Below are 15,363 nucleotides of genomic sequence, written 5' to 3'. Positions count from 1 at the left end.
GCATCGCGCGCGTCGGGTCGGGCCCGTGGAGCCCCGGCCAGAGGGCCGCGACCCGCTCAGACCGGCGCCACCCTGAAAAGCACCTGTCCGTACTCAACCGGCTCGCCGTCTTCCACCAGGATCTCCTCGATGGTCCCGCTGATGTCGCTCTCGAACTCGTTCATGAGCTTCATCGCCTCGATGATGCAGAGGGTGTCCCCCTCGGAGATTCTCTGTCCGGTGTCCACGTAGGGTGGGGCTCCCGGGGCTCCGGCGCGGTAGAAGGTCCCCACCATCGGCGACTTGATCTCGATCAGCGTCGTGGCCGGCTGTTCCCCTGCGGGCGAATCGCCCGCCACCGTCGATTCCGCCGGGGCAGCCGAGGCACCGTCCCCGGAGGCCGGTGACTCGACCGCCCCCGCAACGGGTCCGGCCCCCGCTTCGGTCGGCACCGGAGCTGGCGGGGGGGTCTTGCTGATCCGCACGCGCGTGCCGCCGCGCCGGATCTCCACGGTGTCGATCCCGCTCTCATCCACCGCGCGGATGAGGCGCTCGACGAACTCGGCGTCGATCATGACGTCACCCGCGTCAGGTACTTGTCCTCCCTGCGATCCACCCTGAGCACGTCTCCCACCTCCACGAAGAGGGGAACCTGGACCACCGCCCCGGTCTCCAGGGTGGCCGGCTTGGTGCCGCCCTGGGCGGTATCGCCGCGCACGCCGGGCTCCGTGCCGGTCACTTCGAGTTCGACGAAAGCCGGGAGTTCCACGGCGATGGCGTCGTCGTCGTGGACCAGGACTTCGCACTCCATGTTCTCTTTCAGGTATTTCAACTGATCTTCTCCGACCATGCTTCCAGAGACCGCATGCATGTCGTAGGTGCGCAGGTCCATGAAGTGGAAGAATGCGCCGTCGGTGTAGCTGTACTGCATGGGACGGCGCTCCAGGCGAACGCCCGTCACCCGTTCCCCCGCCCGGAAGGTCTTCTCCACCACGTGGCCGTCCAGCACGTTCTTGAGCCGCGTGCGCACGAACGCGCCGCCCTTCCCCGGCTTGACGTGCTGAAAATACGTGATCGCCCAGAGGACACCGCCGATGTCCAGGATCATGCCATTGCGAAAATCGGCTGTAGTGGCCATGCAGCCTCGATCGGTTGAGTAGCGCCCTCCCGGGAGCCGCAGGTCAATCCCGGGACAGGTGTGCCAGAAGCCCCCTGAGGGCAAGAAGATAGCTTTCCGCGCGAAAACCGGCGACCACGCCCGCGGCAACGGGCGCCAGGTACGACCGGCGCCGGAAGGATTCGCGCGCCGCCGGGTTCGACAGATGTACCTCCACGAAGGGCCTCGCGATCCCCGCGAGCGCATCCCGCAGGGCGACGCTGGTGTGCGTGAACGCCCCCGGATTGATCAGAACGCCGTCGATCCGGGGCGCGGCTTCCTCCAGATAGTCGAGAATCGCCCCTTCCGAATTGGACTGGAAGACTTCGATCTCCACTCCCAGTTCCTCCGCCAGCGCGCGAAGGCGCCGGTTGATGTCCTCGAGCGTGTCGGAGCCGTACACCTCCGGTTCGCGTCGGCCCAGCAGGCGCAGGTTGGCGCCGTGTACGATCGCGATCCTCACGGCACCCCCTCGCGCGCGCCGGCCATGGGCGCATCGGGCGCCAGCGCCTCGATCGGAACGACCTCCGCTTCGCCACCGCGCAGCGGAACGACATCCCGGGTCTTCGCCGTCTCACCGCCCCGAACCGCCTCCGGCTCCCCCGTCGCGTCCACTTCGGCCCCGATTTGCCGGCGAAGGCGCTCCAGGCGGCTCACAAGCGCCTCGTCGCCGGGCTCGGATTCGATGAGCTGCTCGTAGACGGCGATCGCCTGGGCCTGGAGCCCCTGCTGTTCGTAAAGCCGGCCCATGGTGCGGGTGTAGATGCCCGCGTCCGCAACGGCGTCGGAAGCGGCGGCAGGCGTCTCGATCGGGATCCCGGCGGGACGGGCACCTCTTCCGGCTCCCTTCCCGGATGCCGGAGCGGCTCGCTCTTGCGCGGGCTCGGTGACGGCCGGCTGCTGCTCCTCGGGCTCCGCTACCGCCAGCTGCTCTTCCTCGGCTTCCAGAGCAACCGGATCGACCGAGGCCAGTCCGCTGTCGGTTCCGGCAGCCCATACGCCCGCGTCGCCCGCCATCCACGACTCGTCCGGGAGCTCGGCATCGCCGTCAACCCTGGAACCGGACGCCGGGGCGTCCTCGACGAGGGGACCGACCCTGGCCAGAACCTGCCGCGCCTCCACGTTGCCCGGATCGAGCTCGAGCACGCGCCGGGTAGCGGCCAGAGCCCCCGCATGGTCCGAAACATCCCGCGCGACCCGCATCGCCACCACGTGTGCACTCGCGAAATCGGGATGACGCCGCAGGCCCTCGTCGAGCAGGAGCCTGGCCCGCAGGAGATCCCCCGCCCGCCTGTAGGCGTCCGCCAGGGGCACGAACGACCGGCCCTGTCGATCCTCCGAAGAGTGGAAGCAGGAGTAGAGCCTGCGAATCCTCCGCTCAAGCGACTGATCCACAGGCAGGCTCTCGGAAAGAGGGAAGACTCCGGCGCCGCGCGCTCGGGGGAAGGCGTGTCGAATTCGCGAGAGGCGCTCGCGCCTCAACCGGGAAAAGTAGGGAGCCGCTGCGAAGGGTGTCAACGGACCCTTTCCGGGGCCTCGCTTGAGAGGCATCCGGCATTCCCGTAAATTGCGTTCCTTGCGGAAGATTCCCGCGATCACGCCATTCTTGCCGGACCCGGACACGCCAGGAGACGCCTCGCCATGATGCGGACCATGCGGGACAACACGAAGTGGATCATGATGATCACCGCGCTGGCGTTCGCCGCGCTCATGGTCTTCGAGTGGGGAATGGACATTACCGGGCGCACCGCCGGGTTGAGCGAGCTGGGTGAGGTCGATGGCGTGCCGGTCATGTACGAGCAGTACCAGTTCGCCTATCGCAACCTCTACGAGCAGACGCAACTGGCCCAGGAAGAAGCGATCACGTCCGACCAGAACCTCGGAATCGAGGACGCGGCCTTCGACGAGGTCGTGACCCAGATCCTGATCCAGCGCGAACTCCAGCGGCGCGGCATCCGGGTGAGCGACGACGAAATCCGCCAGGCGGCGCGCTTCAGCCCTCCGCCGCAGTTCCAGGCGCTCGAGGGCTTTCAGACCGAAGGCGTCTTCGACATGCAGAAGTATCAGGACTACCTTGCCACCGCGTCGGAGATCGCCCTGCTGGAGCTCGAAGCCTACTACCGCGACATCATCCCCCGCACGAAGCTCCTGCGGCAGCTGAGCACGGGCATCTACCTCCCGGACGCGGCCCTCTGGTCGGCGTACAGGGACGAGAACGAACAGGTCGAAGTGCGGTACCTGTCGCTGGATCCGGCGACCCGCATCGGCGATGACGAGGTCGAGGTTTCCGATGCGGAAGTCGCCGCGTACTACAGGGAGAACCGGGACGAGTTCGCGGTGCCCCCGAGGGCTACCGTGGTCGCGGTCGTGCTCGACAAGGATCCCAGCGCCGCCGACACGGCCGCGGCGCGGGAGCGCGCCGAGGAAATCCGCAGCGAGATCCTCGATGGGGCCGACTTCGCCGAGCTGGCGGCGGAGGAATCGGTGGACGAGGGTTCGGCCGCCCTGGGCGGAGACCTGGGAACCTTCCCCCGGGGGATGATGGTGCCGGAATTCGATTCGGTGGCGTTCAGCGCGCCGCTGGAAACGGTTACCGAGCCGGTCGCCACGCAGTTCGGATGGCACCTCATCGAGGTGACCTCGCGTAGCGCGGACTCCGTGAGCGCGCGTCACATCCTGGTGCCCGTGGAGCGTACCGACGCCTCCGAAATCGATCTGTTGACCACGGCCGACTCCCTCGAAGTGCTGGGCGAGAACCTTCCTCTCAGGGAAGCAGCAGCCGAGCTGGGCCTGGAGGCCAACCCCGTCGACATCACCGAGGAGTTCCCCTTCGTACTGGGCGCGGGCCAGGTGCGCGAGGGGTCGGAGTGGGCGTTCGAGGAAGCGGAGGAAGGGGACGTCAGCCCCGTCTTCGAGAACGCCGAGGCCTTCTACGCGCTGGAGCTGGTCGGCCGTGAACCGGAGGGGGTTCTGCCGCTCGAACAGGCGCGTCCGGCCATCGAGCAAACCCTGCGGCTGGAAAGGAAGCTCGAGCGTGCTCTGGCGCAGGCGGAAGAAGCCGCGCGGGACGGGGGCACCATGGAACAGATCGCCGAGCGCCTGGAGGCCGATATCGAGGAGTCCCCCCCGTTCTCACGCAGCGATTTCGTGCCCGGACTCGGTCGGCAGAACGCGGTCATCGGCACCGCATTCGGTCTGGAGCCGGACCAGCTGAGCGGCGTCGTGGAGGCCAACGGGCGCGCCTTCGTCATCGAGTTGACGGAGCGGATTCCCGCCGACAGCACCACGTGGGAGGAGCAGAAGGTGGTTCAGCGCGCGATGATCGGAGGCACGCTGGGCCAGCAGCGGCTGGACCAGTGGATCACCAGCCTGCGTGAGCGCGCCAACATCGTCGATCGCCGCCGGGAGGTCTTCCGGGCCCAGGAGGAGGCTGCGAACCAGACGCAGCTACCGCTGGCCTTCCAGTAGACGGGCGCCGCCACTCGCCCGGGCGGCGGCTCGACCTCCTTCCTCAGGCAGTCGTCCCGGCTTCCGCGCCGGCTTCCGTTCGACTGCCGAGTTTACGCGGCTCTCCACCCTCTTCGGAACTCTCCGCGGGAGAGGGCGCGACCATTTTGGGCTGTTGGGGTGTCTTCAACTCGCGCTCGATGTCGCGCACCGAACCCTTGAACTCGCGAATCCCCTTGCCCAGTGACGAGCCGATTTCCGGGAGGCGCTTGGCGCCGAAGAGAAGCAAGAACACCAGGAAGATCAGGATGATCTCCCACATTCCAAGTCCGCTGAATCCCATGACAGCTCCTTCCCGCTGAAGACCGGCGAAGCGTGCTGGTCCGTTCGACGTGCGTGGTCAATCTAACTCATACCGGCGTCTCGCGCGCCGGGTCCGTGGGGGTCGTCCGCGGGCTGCTAGAGCCAGGCGCGGACGATGGGCGCCACGATGCCGATGCCCGCCAGCGTGAGCACGTTGAAATGAAATGCCAGCGGTCCGAGCGTAATGTCAAGCGCAACCAGCCCGACGGAGACCGGGCCCAGGCTCGCGGTCACCGCCGCGGTAAGGAACTCCCGGGTCGCGCTCTCGGGCATGAACTGGGCGAGGCGGGTAAGCAGCGCACCCAGGATGAAGCCACCCACCACGACCACCACGGCCCGGGAGTACGATCTGCTTCGAGCTTCGAGCAACTTAGCCACTTGACGACCTCCGACCGCGGCCATCCCGGCCGCGGAGCTTGTGTAACGACTTCGTGCCTCCCGTCGCGTGCCTGACTCCCGGAGGTCTCATCGACGCCGATCGACCACGTAGGCGATCGAGGTGAGAAGCGCCTGTTTGGCGGACCCCGCCTCCAGATCCTCGAGCGCCGCCGCCGCCCAGCCCGCGTAGCGTTCCGCCCGTTCGCGAGCGTACTCGAGCCCGCCCAGTTCCTCCACCAGCTCGATGAGCCCGGCGATCTCCTCGTCGGAGGGATCGCGGCTGGAGAAGAACCTGCGAATCCCTTTCCGTTCCCTGGCGCCGGCCACCTTCATCGCTCCGATCAGGGGTAGTGTGACCTTCCGCTGGCGCAGGTCGTGGCCCGTGGGTTTGCCGGTCACGGCCTCGGTCCCGGTGTAGTCCAGCAGGTCGTCGGCAATCTGAAACGCCATTCCGAGATTGTGTCCGAAGCGCCTGAGCGCCGAGCACCGGGGATCCGGCCCGGTCGCGAGGGCGCCGATCTCGCAGGATGCGGCCATCAGGGACGCCGTCTTGGCCGCGATAAGGGCATAGTAGTCCTCTTCGGAGAAGTCCAGGGCGTCGTAGGAGGTGAGCTGGCGCATTTCCCCCAGACTCATCTCGTTGGCGGCGATCGCCAGGCAGCGAAGCACCTCCAGATTGCCGACGCGCGTCAGCTCGGTGACGGAGCGGCTGTACAGGTAGTCCCCCATGATGATCGCGACCTGATGCGTCCACAGCGCGTTTACCGTGGGCAGGCCGCGGCGCAGCACGGAGTGGTCCACGGCATCGTCGTGCACCAGGGTCGCGAGGTGCACCAGTTCGACGGCCGCCGCCAGGGTGACGGCGGGATCTCCGTCTCCCCCGCATATGCGGTCCGCCAGGAGCACCAGAGTGGGGCGGAACATCTTGCCCCGCATGAGCAGGAGGTACTGGTTGACCTCGTCGGTCATACCCAGATTGGCGCGAACGATGCGCCGGAGCTCCTCGCGCACGCGGTCCAGATCCTCGCGCACGGGCTCCTGGATGTGGGCAAGCGTGGATGGGCTGGTGGTGACGGGCTGGGTCAACGACCTCTTTCCTGAAAGGGGTTGGCGTGGCAGTCCGTGGATGAGTCCCCGTTCGTCCAGGGGTTGCTGGGTCAGGAGGGGCCGTCGGGAACAGGATCCGCCGACTCGCCGGCCGTCCCCATCAGCGCCCGGCCGAGATCGCGCAGCCGCGCCTCGACATCCTGAAAGCCGATGTCGATTGCGAGGGTCTTCCTGTAGAAGTCGCACGCCGCCTCGGGGTTGCCGGACGCCTCCTGAGCGCGCCCCATATAGTAGTAGATTCCAAGGAAGTCGTCTTCGCGCTCGAGGGGCAGGTCGAGGGCCTTCGCCAGCGTGCTGACCGCGAGTTCGGCGTGGCCGGCGTCGAGAAGGGAGCGACCCAGCATCTCACGGGCCGCCGAGTTGGCGGGGTCCACGCGGACCGCACGTTGAAACTCGGCTATGGCCTCCGGGCCGAGCCCCATGGTCCGGTACGCCGTGCCCATGTCCTGATGGATGCGCGCATCCCCGGCCGGAACGCTGCGGACCAACCGGGCCCGGAAGCGCGACAACGCGGCCCGGAAGTCCTCGCCGGGTTCCGTGTTCTCATCTTCGTCGGTCAGCCGGGTCGCCTCCGGCGCCGACCCGTCGTCCAGGAGCAGCGCCCTGAGGTCGACATACCGGCGGGGCGATTCGGACTTGCGGGCCGCCCCCCCGGGACCGGCGGGCGGGTCCGTGCCCGGAGCGTCCCCGGCCCGCTCCAGGCGCGCGTCGGCCGTCATGAACGGACCTCCGCGAGCAGAGCCTCGCGCAGCCGGGACGGGTCCGGATCCAGCAGGTTGAGGCGGGAGGCGGCCGCGGAAAGGACCAGCCTCCCGGGGATGGTTCCGATGACCTCGGTCTGTGTGATGCGGCCACCCATCCGGTCCACCTCTGCTTCAATAGCCTCGAAAACGCGCATGGGCGGTGTGCGTTCCATGTCTTCCAGGTTCATGGAGATCTGAAATACGTCGCGGGAGGGCAGATATAGCCCCAGCGCCCTCAACCCGACAAATCCGCCGCTGCTCTCGCGCAGCCGGCCCGCGACATCCTTCACCTGCTCCAACGATAACCCCGATACGCAGACATTCCACGCGAGGAGGGGCGGCCGGGCTCCGACGCAGGTCGCGCCCGCCGTCGGATGGACGCCCGGATGAGCCCAGGGCCGAGGCAGGATATCGGGCTCGCGGCCGGCTGGGAACCCCCCCGTGAGCGCCTCGAAGCCTCCGGCCCGCAGAGCGGACAGGGAGCGGCCGGTTCCGGCGGCCCCGTACAGGTAGACGGGTATCCCCATCGCGGCCAGCCCTTCCGCCACCCGGCGGGCGCTCGCAGCCGCATCCTGCAGACCAAGGCCCCGGGCGGGGATGAACGGGAGCACGTCGAGGGCGCCCACGCGCGGATGTACGCCCGCGTGCCGCCGCATGTCGATGGCTTCCACCGCCAGCCGCGCGACCGACAGGGCCGCCCGCTCCACGACCCGGGGAGGGCCGGCGAAGGAGATGACCGAACGATGGTGGTCCGGATCGGCGCTCCGGGCCAGCACTTCGGCGCCCTCGGAGGCGATGACCCGGGCAAACTCGCGTACCAGAGCAAGGTCGCGGCCTTCGCTGAAGTTGGGGACCGCTTCAAGGACCGGGGTCATGTCGCGATTATACCCCGGCGGCGGCGCCCTCTCAACCCGAACCGGTCAGAGGACGCACCGTCCCCGATTGCCGGAAAAGATCCGGGTTCGGTGTCAAGTCCCGTAGCGAACGAGCGCTGCGGGCCCCCGGCGCTCCAGCCCCACATTGCCGGGCTGAAGCTGATGGGCCCAGTCGAAGACCATCACCGCGCCATCGTCCAGGTAGCCCTGGCTGGTGATCCGCACCGCCGCGTAGTGGTTGCCGCCGGCTCCCGAATAGCGAAGCACGTAGGTGGTCGCGGGCAGCGCCTCCACCGCCTGGGTGGTGTAGTCCCGCGCGGGCGCGACGGTCACGTCGATGCATCCCGCGTCGCTCCCGGGTCCGCACTTGAGCTGGCTGGTCGAAAAGACCCGGTTGTGGATCTCGGCGCCCGGCCCGGGGACCAGCCACCACCCGGCCTGGTCCTGTTCGAACCGGAAGTGGCGGTCGGGCGCGTCGCCGTGGACGATGGGTCCGTCCTGTTCATTCAGCGGGAACCGAAAACCCGAAGACGACGGCGCGTCGAGGTAGGAGTAGATCAGCTCGCCGTGGTAATCGGGACGCGGGGTCGCGCTCGCCATCGAGCTGCCCCCGCTCTCGTGTCCCTGATCGTCGAGGGCGGAAACGAAATAGTTGTAGGTCTCGCCGTTGCTCGCCCGCAGGTCGAGGAATCCCTCGGAGTCCGTCTCGCCCAGGAGGAAGACGTCGCCGTCCTCGAGGTATACCCTGTAGTGGGAAAAATCCTCGGCGGCGCGCGCGTCGTCGCTCCAGGTGAGGAAGACGGATCCGTCCAGCGCCGTCGCCAGGACCGTAACCGGCACGGCGGGCGGATCCGGCATCGGCACGGCCACCTCCACCAGGTGGCTGGAAGGTGTTTCCAGCCCCGATGCCCCGACCGCGGCCACGTAGTACTCGTAGGTCGCCCCCGCCGCCACGTTGGCGTCCCGGTATTCGCAGGCTCCCTCCGCGCAGCTGCTCACCTCGGCGATGAGAAAGTAGTCCCGGTCGGTGATGCGCCGGGAGTAGACGCGGAAGGTCTCACCGCTCCAGCCGGGCGCGAGGGTCCATGTGACGGTGACCACCCCCGCGAAATAGTGGGCATCCAGCGCGCGCGGCGCGGCGGGCGGATCTTCCAGAGTGAGCAGCACTCCATCCTCGTCGCAGGCCGTCAGGGTGCCCAGCAGAAGGAGCGCCTTCAAGCTGCGAGCACATCGTCCAAACGCATACCCGTCACCGAACATCGGAACCTCCTCGTGGCATCCCGGAGCGCATCGCAGGCGTCTCCTGCCCAATCAGCGCCCATTGGTCTGCACGAGGTGTGCCAAACGCCGGTCTCGGGAGCGCCCCGCCGGCCCGGCGCTTCACCGCTCGCGGTGCCCGGGCCGATTCGTCCACGGACTGCTAGCGGAACTGCCTCTCGAGGGGATCGGAGCGGTCGTACTGCTGGTAGTCGAACTTCAGATCGCGATTGTCGCTCAGGGCCACCTCGAAGCGGAACGCCCAGTTGCCGGTGACCGTGCGCCTGAAATCGAAGTTGGCTTCCCAGCGATGCAATTGCCGGGTGAACGTGATCATGTGGTCGTTGAAGGACCCCAGCTCCACGTCGTAGGAAGTACGCCAGCTCGCGCGCCACAGCTCGGTGGGCTCGAACCTGACGTTGAGCTGAACCATCTGCCGGGCCAGGTCAGCCTGGCGCGGGCGCTGTAGCGAATAGGAGACGCTCGCGTCCCATCCGCCCCCACCGCCGCGGGGACGACCCTGAGCGCTCTGCCTGCCGAAATCGCGCGAGGTATCGCCGAAACCCGGCACGATCTGGCTCTCGTCGAGGCCGCTGGCCGCCGAGAAGGGGTCCTCCTCTTCGAGCAGCTCGTCCTCTTCCGGTTCCGGCTCCGGATCCGCCTCTCCGTCGCCCCCCAGCCCGATCAGCCCTCCGATCCAGCGCAGCGGAGGGGAAGCCGCGTTCAGCGAGAACGAGAGATCGAGTCCGGAGAGATGGGGAGCAAACTGCCTTCCCTCCCCTGCCTGGCCGCTCTCGTCGAACAGCAGGTGCTCCATGGAGATCTGCAGGCCGCGCAGAAAGTCCGAGCTGATGCTGTTGGAGAGCGTGGTGGTCGTGAAGCCGTCCGTGAACTGGCCAAGAGAGTCGGCGCGCACGAAGTCATAGTTGACGGCGCTGGTCTGCAGGGCCAGCAGCTGAACTATTTCCGCCCGCTCCCTCCGCCGGGGTTCGCCGCTCGGATCGGGAGGAGCTTCTTCTTCCTCCTCCTCGGATTCCCCGGTTTCGCGCTTCGCCTCGAAGGTCTGGTTCAGCCGGATCCGCATCTCGTTCTTGGCGCGGAATTCCCCCCGGCCGAAGACGGCGTTCTGAACCTCCGTCTGCGTCACCGCGGGAGCATAAGAATAGTCGAAGCCGGGCGAGAGCTTGTGGCGGATGGCGGAGAAGCCCCCCACGCCCGGCCAGAGCCCGTAGAGGTCGGTCTTGAGCCCGGCGCCGAACGAGATGCGGGTGGGCGCCGACACCAGCGACCCCGCCTCCGGGATCTTGTTCGTCTGCAGCGCCCGCCCCGACATGGACAGATTGGGCGTGAAGGTCGTCGTCCCGATGAGGCGCTGCTGGTAGCTGAGCGTCTGGGACCAGGTGAGGTCGGTGCTGCTCAGGTCCACGCGCTCCGGGGACGCGCTGTCGGCCGCGGGCGCGACCACGCTGCCGAACCAGGCCTCGAGCCGGTCCGCCGCCGCCAGGCCGGCGGCGGGCGCGAAGACCTCCAGCCCGTCCCTGGTCACGGCCTCGTTGAAGCTCAGGCTGTGCGACAGGGAGAGCGCACCCAGGCTCAGGCTGGACGACAGGCCTCCGCGCGTGTTCTCCTTGTCGGCCAAGCTCTCCTTGAACTCGCCCGGCGGCTGATCCAGCCGGTCCTCGATGCTGCGCGTGTAGTTCCCGCTTCCGGTCCAGATGATGTTGTTGTACCAGCTGGCCCGCGACGACGGAGCGGAGAAGAAGGTGATCGGCGATAGCGAGAGGTTGGTCGACGGCAGCGTGAGCGACACCCGGTCGTCGGAGAGGAACTGGCGCCGGTTGGCGCTCATCGAAACGTTGCCCCAGTCGAAGCGCCGGTTGATCCCGCCCTGCGAATCGATAGACTGCGTGACCTCGCGCGGGTCGAAGGAATTCTGGCGCACGAAGTCGGTGGAGGAGGCGTAGCTCGACCGGATCTCGAAGCGGGTGCGCTCGTCGAGCTCCCAGTTGTGCGAGGTGCTGAAGGCGAGCGTCGTGCTCCCGTCCTCCCGCCAGAAGTTGCGGAAGTTGACGTTGCCACGCAGAAACTGGCGCAGCCAGTTGTAGTTCAGGGTCCCGGTCACGCCCACGTAGTTGTCGGCCCACCAGTCCATCGCCACCGACGCGTCCGCGTAGTCGTTGATGGCCCAGTAGAAGCCCAGATTGGAGACGCGGCGACTGTAGCCCGCCGAGCTGCGCACGATGTCGTTCACGCTGAAACGCGGCGTCAGGATGCCGCTGGCACGTCCGCGCTCGATGCTCTGGAACATGAAGGGGAACCAGAAGACGGGGACATCGGCGAAGTAGAGCTTCACCGACCTCGCCACCAGCATGTTGCCCGCCACGATCTTGATCTCGCTGGTGTCGAAGTGGTAGTGCGGATGCTCCAGGTCGCAGGAGGTGAAACCGACGTGTGCCCCGTGGACGATCTCGGGCGTCACCGAGGGCAGGTCGCCGAACACGTTCCAGGGACTGCCGCCTTCGGCGAACCGGGTGCGCGCGCTGTAGGCGGTGCCGCGCTGGCTGTCGAGGCTGTAGATCATCGAGGTGCTGTTGAGGGGTTCGCCCTCGCGCCCCGTGAACACCGAGGCCCCCTCGGTCCAGATCAGGTTCGTGGAGTCGTCCATGGTGATGGACGAATCGGCCTCCAGCTGCATGCGCTCGGCGCCTTCCCGGAAGAACCGCGCGCGCGCGTCCGGGTTGCCGTAGAGGATCACCTCGCCGCTCGACCCGAACTCGAGCCCGGCGCCCTCGTACTGGCTGGCCTGGTATCCCGGCAGCGAGAGCAGGGCGTTGAGCACGGAGTCCGGACCCGGGGCCACCGGCCGGGGAGCCCGTACCGTCGAGTCGGGCAGCTCCCGGAGCGAGTCCGGCAGCGGCGGGGCGGCCAGACGTTGGAGCACCTCGAGGACCTGTACCCGGGCGGAGTCAACGACAACGGTCGTGTCGGGCGGCCCCGGTGGGGGAATCGAGTCCTGGGTCTGCTGGCCGTGGGCCGGGATGGGCAGACCCGCCACGACCAGCGGCAGGAGCAGGGCGGTCGGGAGGCGCGCCCGTCGGCGGCGCGGGTCCGGGGCCATGCCTATCCCGCCTGAACGGAGTCCGGCGGCGGATCGGCCGCGGCGGCGACGCGCTCCTCGCGCTTCCGGTAGATCATTACCGAAAGCATGATCGAGAACTCGTACAGGATGATCAGCGGCACCATCATGAGCAGCGTCACCATGATGACGTCACCCGGGGAGATGAGCGCCGCGACGATCGTGATGAGCAGGATTGCGTGCCTGCGCTTGGTGCGCAGGAACTTCGGCGTCACAAGGCCCAGTACGCTCAGGATCATGACGACCACCGGCAATTCGAAGATGATGCCGAACGCCACGAGCAGCTGAATCGTGAATCCGAAGTAGTCCTGGGCGGTCCACTGCGGGCTCATGATTTCCGTCTGGAACCCGACGAGGAACTCCAGGGTGATCGGCAGCGCGATGTAGTACGCCATCAGCACGCCGAGAAGGAACAGAACCAGTCCCATGTAGAGCGAGGGCACGATGACCCGCTTCTCGGACTTCTTGAGCGCCGGCGCCAGAAACGACCAGACGTGATAGACGATGATGGGGAACACCAGAAGGAACCCGATCAGGATCCCGTACTTGAGCGTGATGAAGAACGCGTCGGTGGGCTTCAGGTTGATGAGCGTCTGATCCTCGCCGAACAGCGCCCGGTAGGGACTGAAAAGCACCTGGAGCATGTCCCCGTAGTGCACCAGCAGGAACCCCGCCACCGCCCCGATCGCCAGCGCCAGCAGGCTCCACAGGATGCGCCAGCGAAGCTCTTCGAGGTGGTCGAGAAAAGGCATCTCTCCGGCTGGGTTCGGGGTTTTGCTGGGCATCCGATGCGACTCCGCGGGTTACGGCCCGACCGATGATCGCGAAAGATAATGCCTCGGCGGCGGGGGAATAACGCCACCCGCAAAGCTTCCGCCGACGCTCCGCTCGCGCGTCAGATCGGAAGCTCGACCTGGTCCCTGGCGCGAAGGCTGCGTTCCCGCCGGAGGTTCAGGTCCGCGATCATCTCTTGGAACTCTTGGATATCCTGGAAGTTCCTGTACACGGACGCGAAGCGGACGTAGGCAACCCGGTCCAGCGGCTTGAGCGCTTCCATCACCATCTCGCCGATGCGCGAACTCCGGACCTCGCCACCCCCCTCCACGGTGAGCGTGTACTGGATGTTGCCGGCAATGGCGTCGATCGTGGACGGGGAGACGGGGCGCTTGGCGCACGCCACCTGAATGCTGCGCACGAGTTTCGCGCGTTCGAAGTCCTCGGTGTCGCCGCGGCTCTTCAGCACCCGGAGGGGCCGCTCCTGGATGTACTCGTAGGTGGTGAAGCGGCCCCGGCACTCCTTGCACTCGCGGCGGCGGCGCACAGCCTGCCCCTGCCCGGTCGAGCGCGTATCAACGACGTGATTGTCGGGGCAGCCACAGTGAGGACACCGCATCCCGCACCTCCCGCAGGGACATCGCCGGCGGGCAGCGCCGGTTGACCCGACAGCCTGAGCGCGGCCGCCCGGTGACCGCCCCCTTCCCGGACCCGGCCTAGGGGATTTCCTGAAGTTTCTGCTCCGCGAGCTCCGCGACGTCGGAGTCGGGGAACCCGCCGATCACCCGTTCAAGCAGATTGCGCGCCTCGTCGGTGTTTCCGAGTTCGTCGTGGAGAAGCGCGGCACGATAGAGCGCCTCCGGAACCCGCGGGGAGTCCGGGTACATCATGGGCACGCGCATGAACCCTTCGATTGCGTCCTCGAGGCGTTCCTCCTGCAGGTCGAGGTCGGAAAGGAAGAAGGTCGCGTCCCCGGCGAGTTCGTGATTCGGGTAGGTGGCGAGGAACAGGTCGAAACTGCGGCGCGCGGTGACGTTCGAGCCCCGGTCGTACATCCGCAGCGCCGCCTCGAAAAGGGCTTCGGGCCCCTCGATCTCCTCCATCGGAAGCCCGACGTCGCCCGAGTCCGCAACGACGACCGGCGCCCGCTGCATCATTTCCACCTGGTCGCGCAGGGAGGCCAGGGCACGCTGGCTCTGGCCCTCGACCTCAAGGAGGATCAGAATCTGCTGGTGGAGGTCATCCAGCCGCTGCAGTACCTCGCGGCGCAACTCCAGGTAGAGACCGGTCTGGCCGGAGAGGGTGTCCTGGCTGGCGCGAACCAGCGCCTCGAAGTCGGCCAACTCCCTCGCCTGGCGCGTGGCGACCGAGCTGACCTCCTCCTGAAGAACGCGGATGTCTCCCTTGGTGGCGCACCCCGCGCCGGCCAGCGCCCCGATCAGGGCGATCGGGAGGAGGACCTGTCGCGGCACGGCGTTCCTGTACGGACGCACTTACCCGGCCCGGTCGATCCCGGATGGGGCGGCTACTGGCCGCCGCCCGGAACCTGGATCTGATTGCCTCCAGCCGTGATCACGAACTCGTCGCGCCGGTTCTGGGCCCAGGACTGCTCGTTGCTGCCCATCTCGCGGGGCTGTTCCTCGCCGTAGGAACGCACGTCGAAGCGAGACTCGGCGAGCCCGGCGTTGACGAAGAACTGGCGCACGGCTTCCGCGCGCCGGCTGCCCAGCGCCAGGTTGTACTCCGAGGATCCGCGCTCGTCCGCGTGTCCCTCGATGCGGAGCCGTACCGCCGGGCTCGCGCGCAGTACACGGACCTTGCGCTGGAGCACGCCCTCGGCGTCGCCGCGAATCTCCGCCATGTCGAAGTCGAAGAAAACCATCGCCGTCAGCGCCTCGCGGGCAGCCTCGAGCGCGGCAGCACGACGTGCTTCCTCTTCAGCCGCCCTGCGGGCCGCTTCTTCCGCCGCTCTGCGGGCCGCGTCGATGGAATCCTGGTTCGGACCTTCCTCAGCGGGGGGCGGAGGGGGAGGGGGCAGTTCCTCCTGTCCGCACGAGGCGACGAACAGTCCGGCCGCGACGACGGAAATAATGAGACCGCGGTGCAACATCGCTACTCCTCGAATATGGGTGTCGGTGTCCGGTATCA

The 15,363-nt window shown here is 67.6% G+C and carries 16 protein-coding genes; 1 reads left to right on the top strand and 15 read right to left on the bottom strand.

What is annotated here, in order from left to right:
* Positions 1–56: 56 nt before the first annotated feature.
* From accB to OXU32_03760, 4 genes are read right to left on the bottom strand one after another with little or no spacing between them, the layout of a single operon-like run.
* A complete protein-coding gene (gene accB / locus OXU32_03775; protein ID MDE0073087.1) occupies positions 57–551 on the bottom strand; it encodes an acetyl-CoA carboxylase biotin carboxyl carrier protein in 495 nt (164 codons plus the stop codon).
* A complete protein-coding gene (gene efp, locus OXU32_03770) occupies positions 551–1,117 on the bottom strand; it encodes an elongation factor P (GenBank protein MDE0073086.1) in 567 nt (188 codons plus the stop codon). Before efp ends, accB begins: the two co-directional genes overlap by 1 nt.
* Before the next feature lie 43 nt (positions 1,118–1,160).
* Positions 1,161–1,598: a type II 3-dehydroquinate dehydratase gene (gene aroQ / locus OXU32_03765; GenBank protein ID MDE0073085.1), complete on the bottom strand. Its 438-nt coding sequence runs from the start codon at positions 1,596–1,598 to the stop codon at positions 1,161–1,163.
* Positions 1,595–2,530, bottom strand: coding sequence for a tetratricopeptide repeat protein (locus tag OXU32_03760; protein ID MDE0073084.1), 936 nt, complete (start codon positions 2,528–2,530; stop codon positions 1,595–1,597). The genes aroQ and OXU32_03760 overlap by 4 nt, the downstream gene beginning before the upstream one ends.
* A 246-nt stretch (positions 2,531–2,776) precedes the next feature.
* Here OXU32_03760 and OXU32_03755 point away from each other — a divergent pair, with 246 nt between their 5' ends.
* The gene (locus OXU32_03755) at positions 2,777–4,603 is read left to right on the top strand and encodes a peptidyl-prolyl cis-trans isomerase (protein MDE0073083.1); all 1,827 of its coding nucleotides are present in this window, start codon (positions 2,777–2,779) and stop codon (positions 4,601–4,603) included.
* Between the two features lie 43 nt (positions 4,604–4,646).
* Here OXU32_03755 and OXU32_03750 read toward each other — a convergent pair whose 3' ends face one another.
* The 11 genes from OXU32_03750 to OXU32_03700 all read right to left on the bottom strand — a co-directional run bounded on the left by OXU32_03750 (position 4,647) and on the right by OXU32_03700 (position 15,325).
* Entirely contained in the window at positions 4,647–4,925 is a 279-nt protein-coding gene (locus OXU32_03750; protein ID MDE0073082.1) for a twin-arginine translocase TatA/TatE family subunit, read from the bottom strand.
* Between the two features lie 116 nt (positions 4,926–5,041).
* Entirely contained in the window at positions 5,042–5,323 is a 282-nt protein-coding gene (locus tag OXU32_03745) for a hypothetical protein (protein MDE0073081.1), read from the bottom strand.
* Positions 5,324–5,410: 87 nt separating this feature from the next.
* A complete protein-coding gene (locus OXU32_03740) occupies positions 5,411–6,409 on the bottom strand; it encodes a polyprenyl synthetase family protein (GenBank protein ID MDE0073080.1) in 999 nt (332 codons plus the stop codon).
* Between the two features lie 71 nt (positions 6,410–6,480).
* The gene (locus OXU32_03735; GenBank protein MDE0073079.1) at positions 6,481–7,149 is read right to left on the bottom strand and encodes a tetratricopeptide repeat protein; all 669 of its coding nucleotides are present in this window, start codon (positions 7,147–7,149) and stop codon (positions 6,481–6,483) included.
* Positions 7,146–8,048, bottom strand: a complete 903-nt coding sequence (locus tag OXU32_03730) for a glutamate formiminotransferase (GenBank protein MDE0073078.1) — start codon at positions 8,046–8,048, stop codon at positions 7,146–7,148. The genes OXU32_03735 and OXU32_03730 overlap by 4 nt, the downstream gene beginning before the upstream one ends.
* Before the next feature lie 93 nt (positions 8,049–8,141).
* Positions 8,142–9,266 (bottom strand): hypothetical protein, encoded by a 1,125-nt coding sequence (locus OXU32_03725; GenBank protein MDE0073077.1) that lies wholly within the window; start codon positions 9,264–9,266, stop codon positions 8,142–8,144.
* A gap of 202 nt (positions 9,267–9,468) precedes the next feature.
* On the bottom strand, positions 9,469–12,423 hold the full coding sequence (locus tag OXU32_03720; GenBank protein MDE0073076.1) for a putative LPS assembly protein LptD: 2,955 nt from the start codon (positions 12,421–12,423) through the stop codon (positions 9,469–9,471).
* A gap of 2 nt (positions 12,424–12,425) precedes the next feature.
* Positions 12,426–13,226 carry a twin-arginine translocase subunit TatC gene (gene tatC / locus OXU32_03715; protein ID MDE0073075.1) on the bottom strand — a complete coding sequence of 267 codons (801 nt, stop codon included), beginning with the start codon at positions 13,224–13,226 and terminating at the stop codon, positions 12,426–12,428.
* Between the two features lie 110 nt (positions 13,227–13,336).
* Positions 13,337–13,834: a transcriptional regulator NrdR gene (nrdR, locus tag OXU32_03710; GenBank protein MDE0073074.1), complete on the bottom strand. Its 498-nt coding sequence runs from the start codon at positions 13,832–13,834 to the stop codon at positions 13,337–13,339.
* A 97-nt stretch (positions 13,835–13,931) separates the two neighbouring features.
* Complete coding sequence (locus tag OXU32_03705) at positions 13,932–14,687, bottom strand: tetratricopeptide repeat protein (GenBank protein ID MDE0073073.1); 756 nt, start codon at positions 14,685–14,687, stop codon at positions 13,932–13,934.
* Between the two features lie 53 nt (positions 14,688–14,740).
* Positions 14,741–15,325, bottom strand: a complete 585-nt coding sequence (locus OXU32_03700) for an OmpA family protein (protein ID MDE0073072.1) — start codon at positions 15,323–15,325, stop codon at positions 14,741–14,743.
* Between the last annotated feature and the right edge of the window lie 38 nt (positions 15,326–15,363).

Source organism: Gammaproteobacteria bacterium (assembly GCA_028819075.1).
Classification (GTDB): Bacteria; Gemmatimonadota; Gemmatimonadetes; order Longimicrobiales; family Gaopeijiaceae; genus BD2-11.
The sequence above is the reverse complement of the archived record's forward strand: the minus strand, read 5'-3'. Positions and strand labels throughout refer to the sequence as shown.

What these genes read in the sequence shown, in the direction of transcription:
- efp (MDE0073086.1), bottom strand. Translation starts at nt 1,117, where the DNA reads ATGGCCACTACAGCCGATTTTCGCAATGGCATGATCCTGGACATCGGC.
- OXU32_03755 (MDE0073083.1), top strand. Translation starts at nt 2,777, where the DNA reads ATGATGCGGACCATGCGGGACAACACGAAGTGGATCATGATGATCACC.
- OXU32_03750 (MDE0073082.1), bottom strand. Translation starts at nt 4,925, where the DNA reads ATGGGATTCAGCGGACTTGGAATGTGGGAGATCATCCTGATCTTCCTG.
- OXU32_03735 (MDE0073079.1), bottom strand. Translation starts at nt 7,149, where the DNA reads ATGACGGCCGACGCGCGCCTGGAGCGGGCCGGGGACGCTCCGGGCACG.
- OXU32_03730 (MDE0073078.1), bottom strand. Translation starts at nt 8,048, where the DNA reads ATGACCCCGGTCCTTGAAGCGGTCCCCAACTTCAGCGAAGGCCGCGAC.
- OXU32_03720 (MDE0073076.1), bottom strand. Translation starts at nt 12,423, where the DNA reads ATGGCCCCGGACCCGCGCCGCCGACGGGCGCGCCTCCCGACCGCCCTG.
- tatC (MDE0073075.1), bottom strand. Translation starts at nt 13,226, where the DNA reads ATGCCCAGCAAAACCCCGAACCCAGCCGGAGAGATGCCTTTTCTCGAC.
- nrdR (MDE0073074.1), bottom strand. Translation starts at nt 13,834, where the DNA reads ATGCGGTGTCCTCACTGTGGCTGCCCCGACAATCACGTCGTTGATACG.
- OXU32_03700 (MDE0073072.1), bottom strand. Translation starts at nt 15,325, where the DNA reads ATGTTGCACCGCGGTCTCATTATTTCCGTCGTCGCGGCCGGACTGTTC.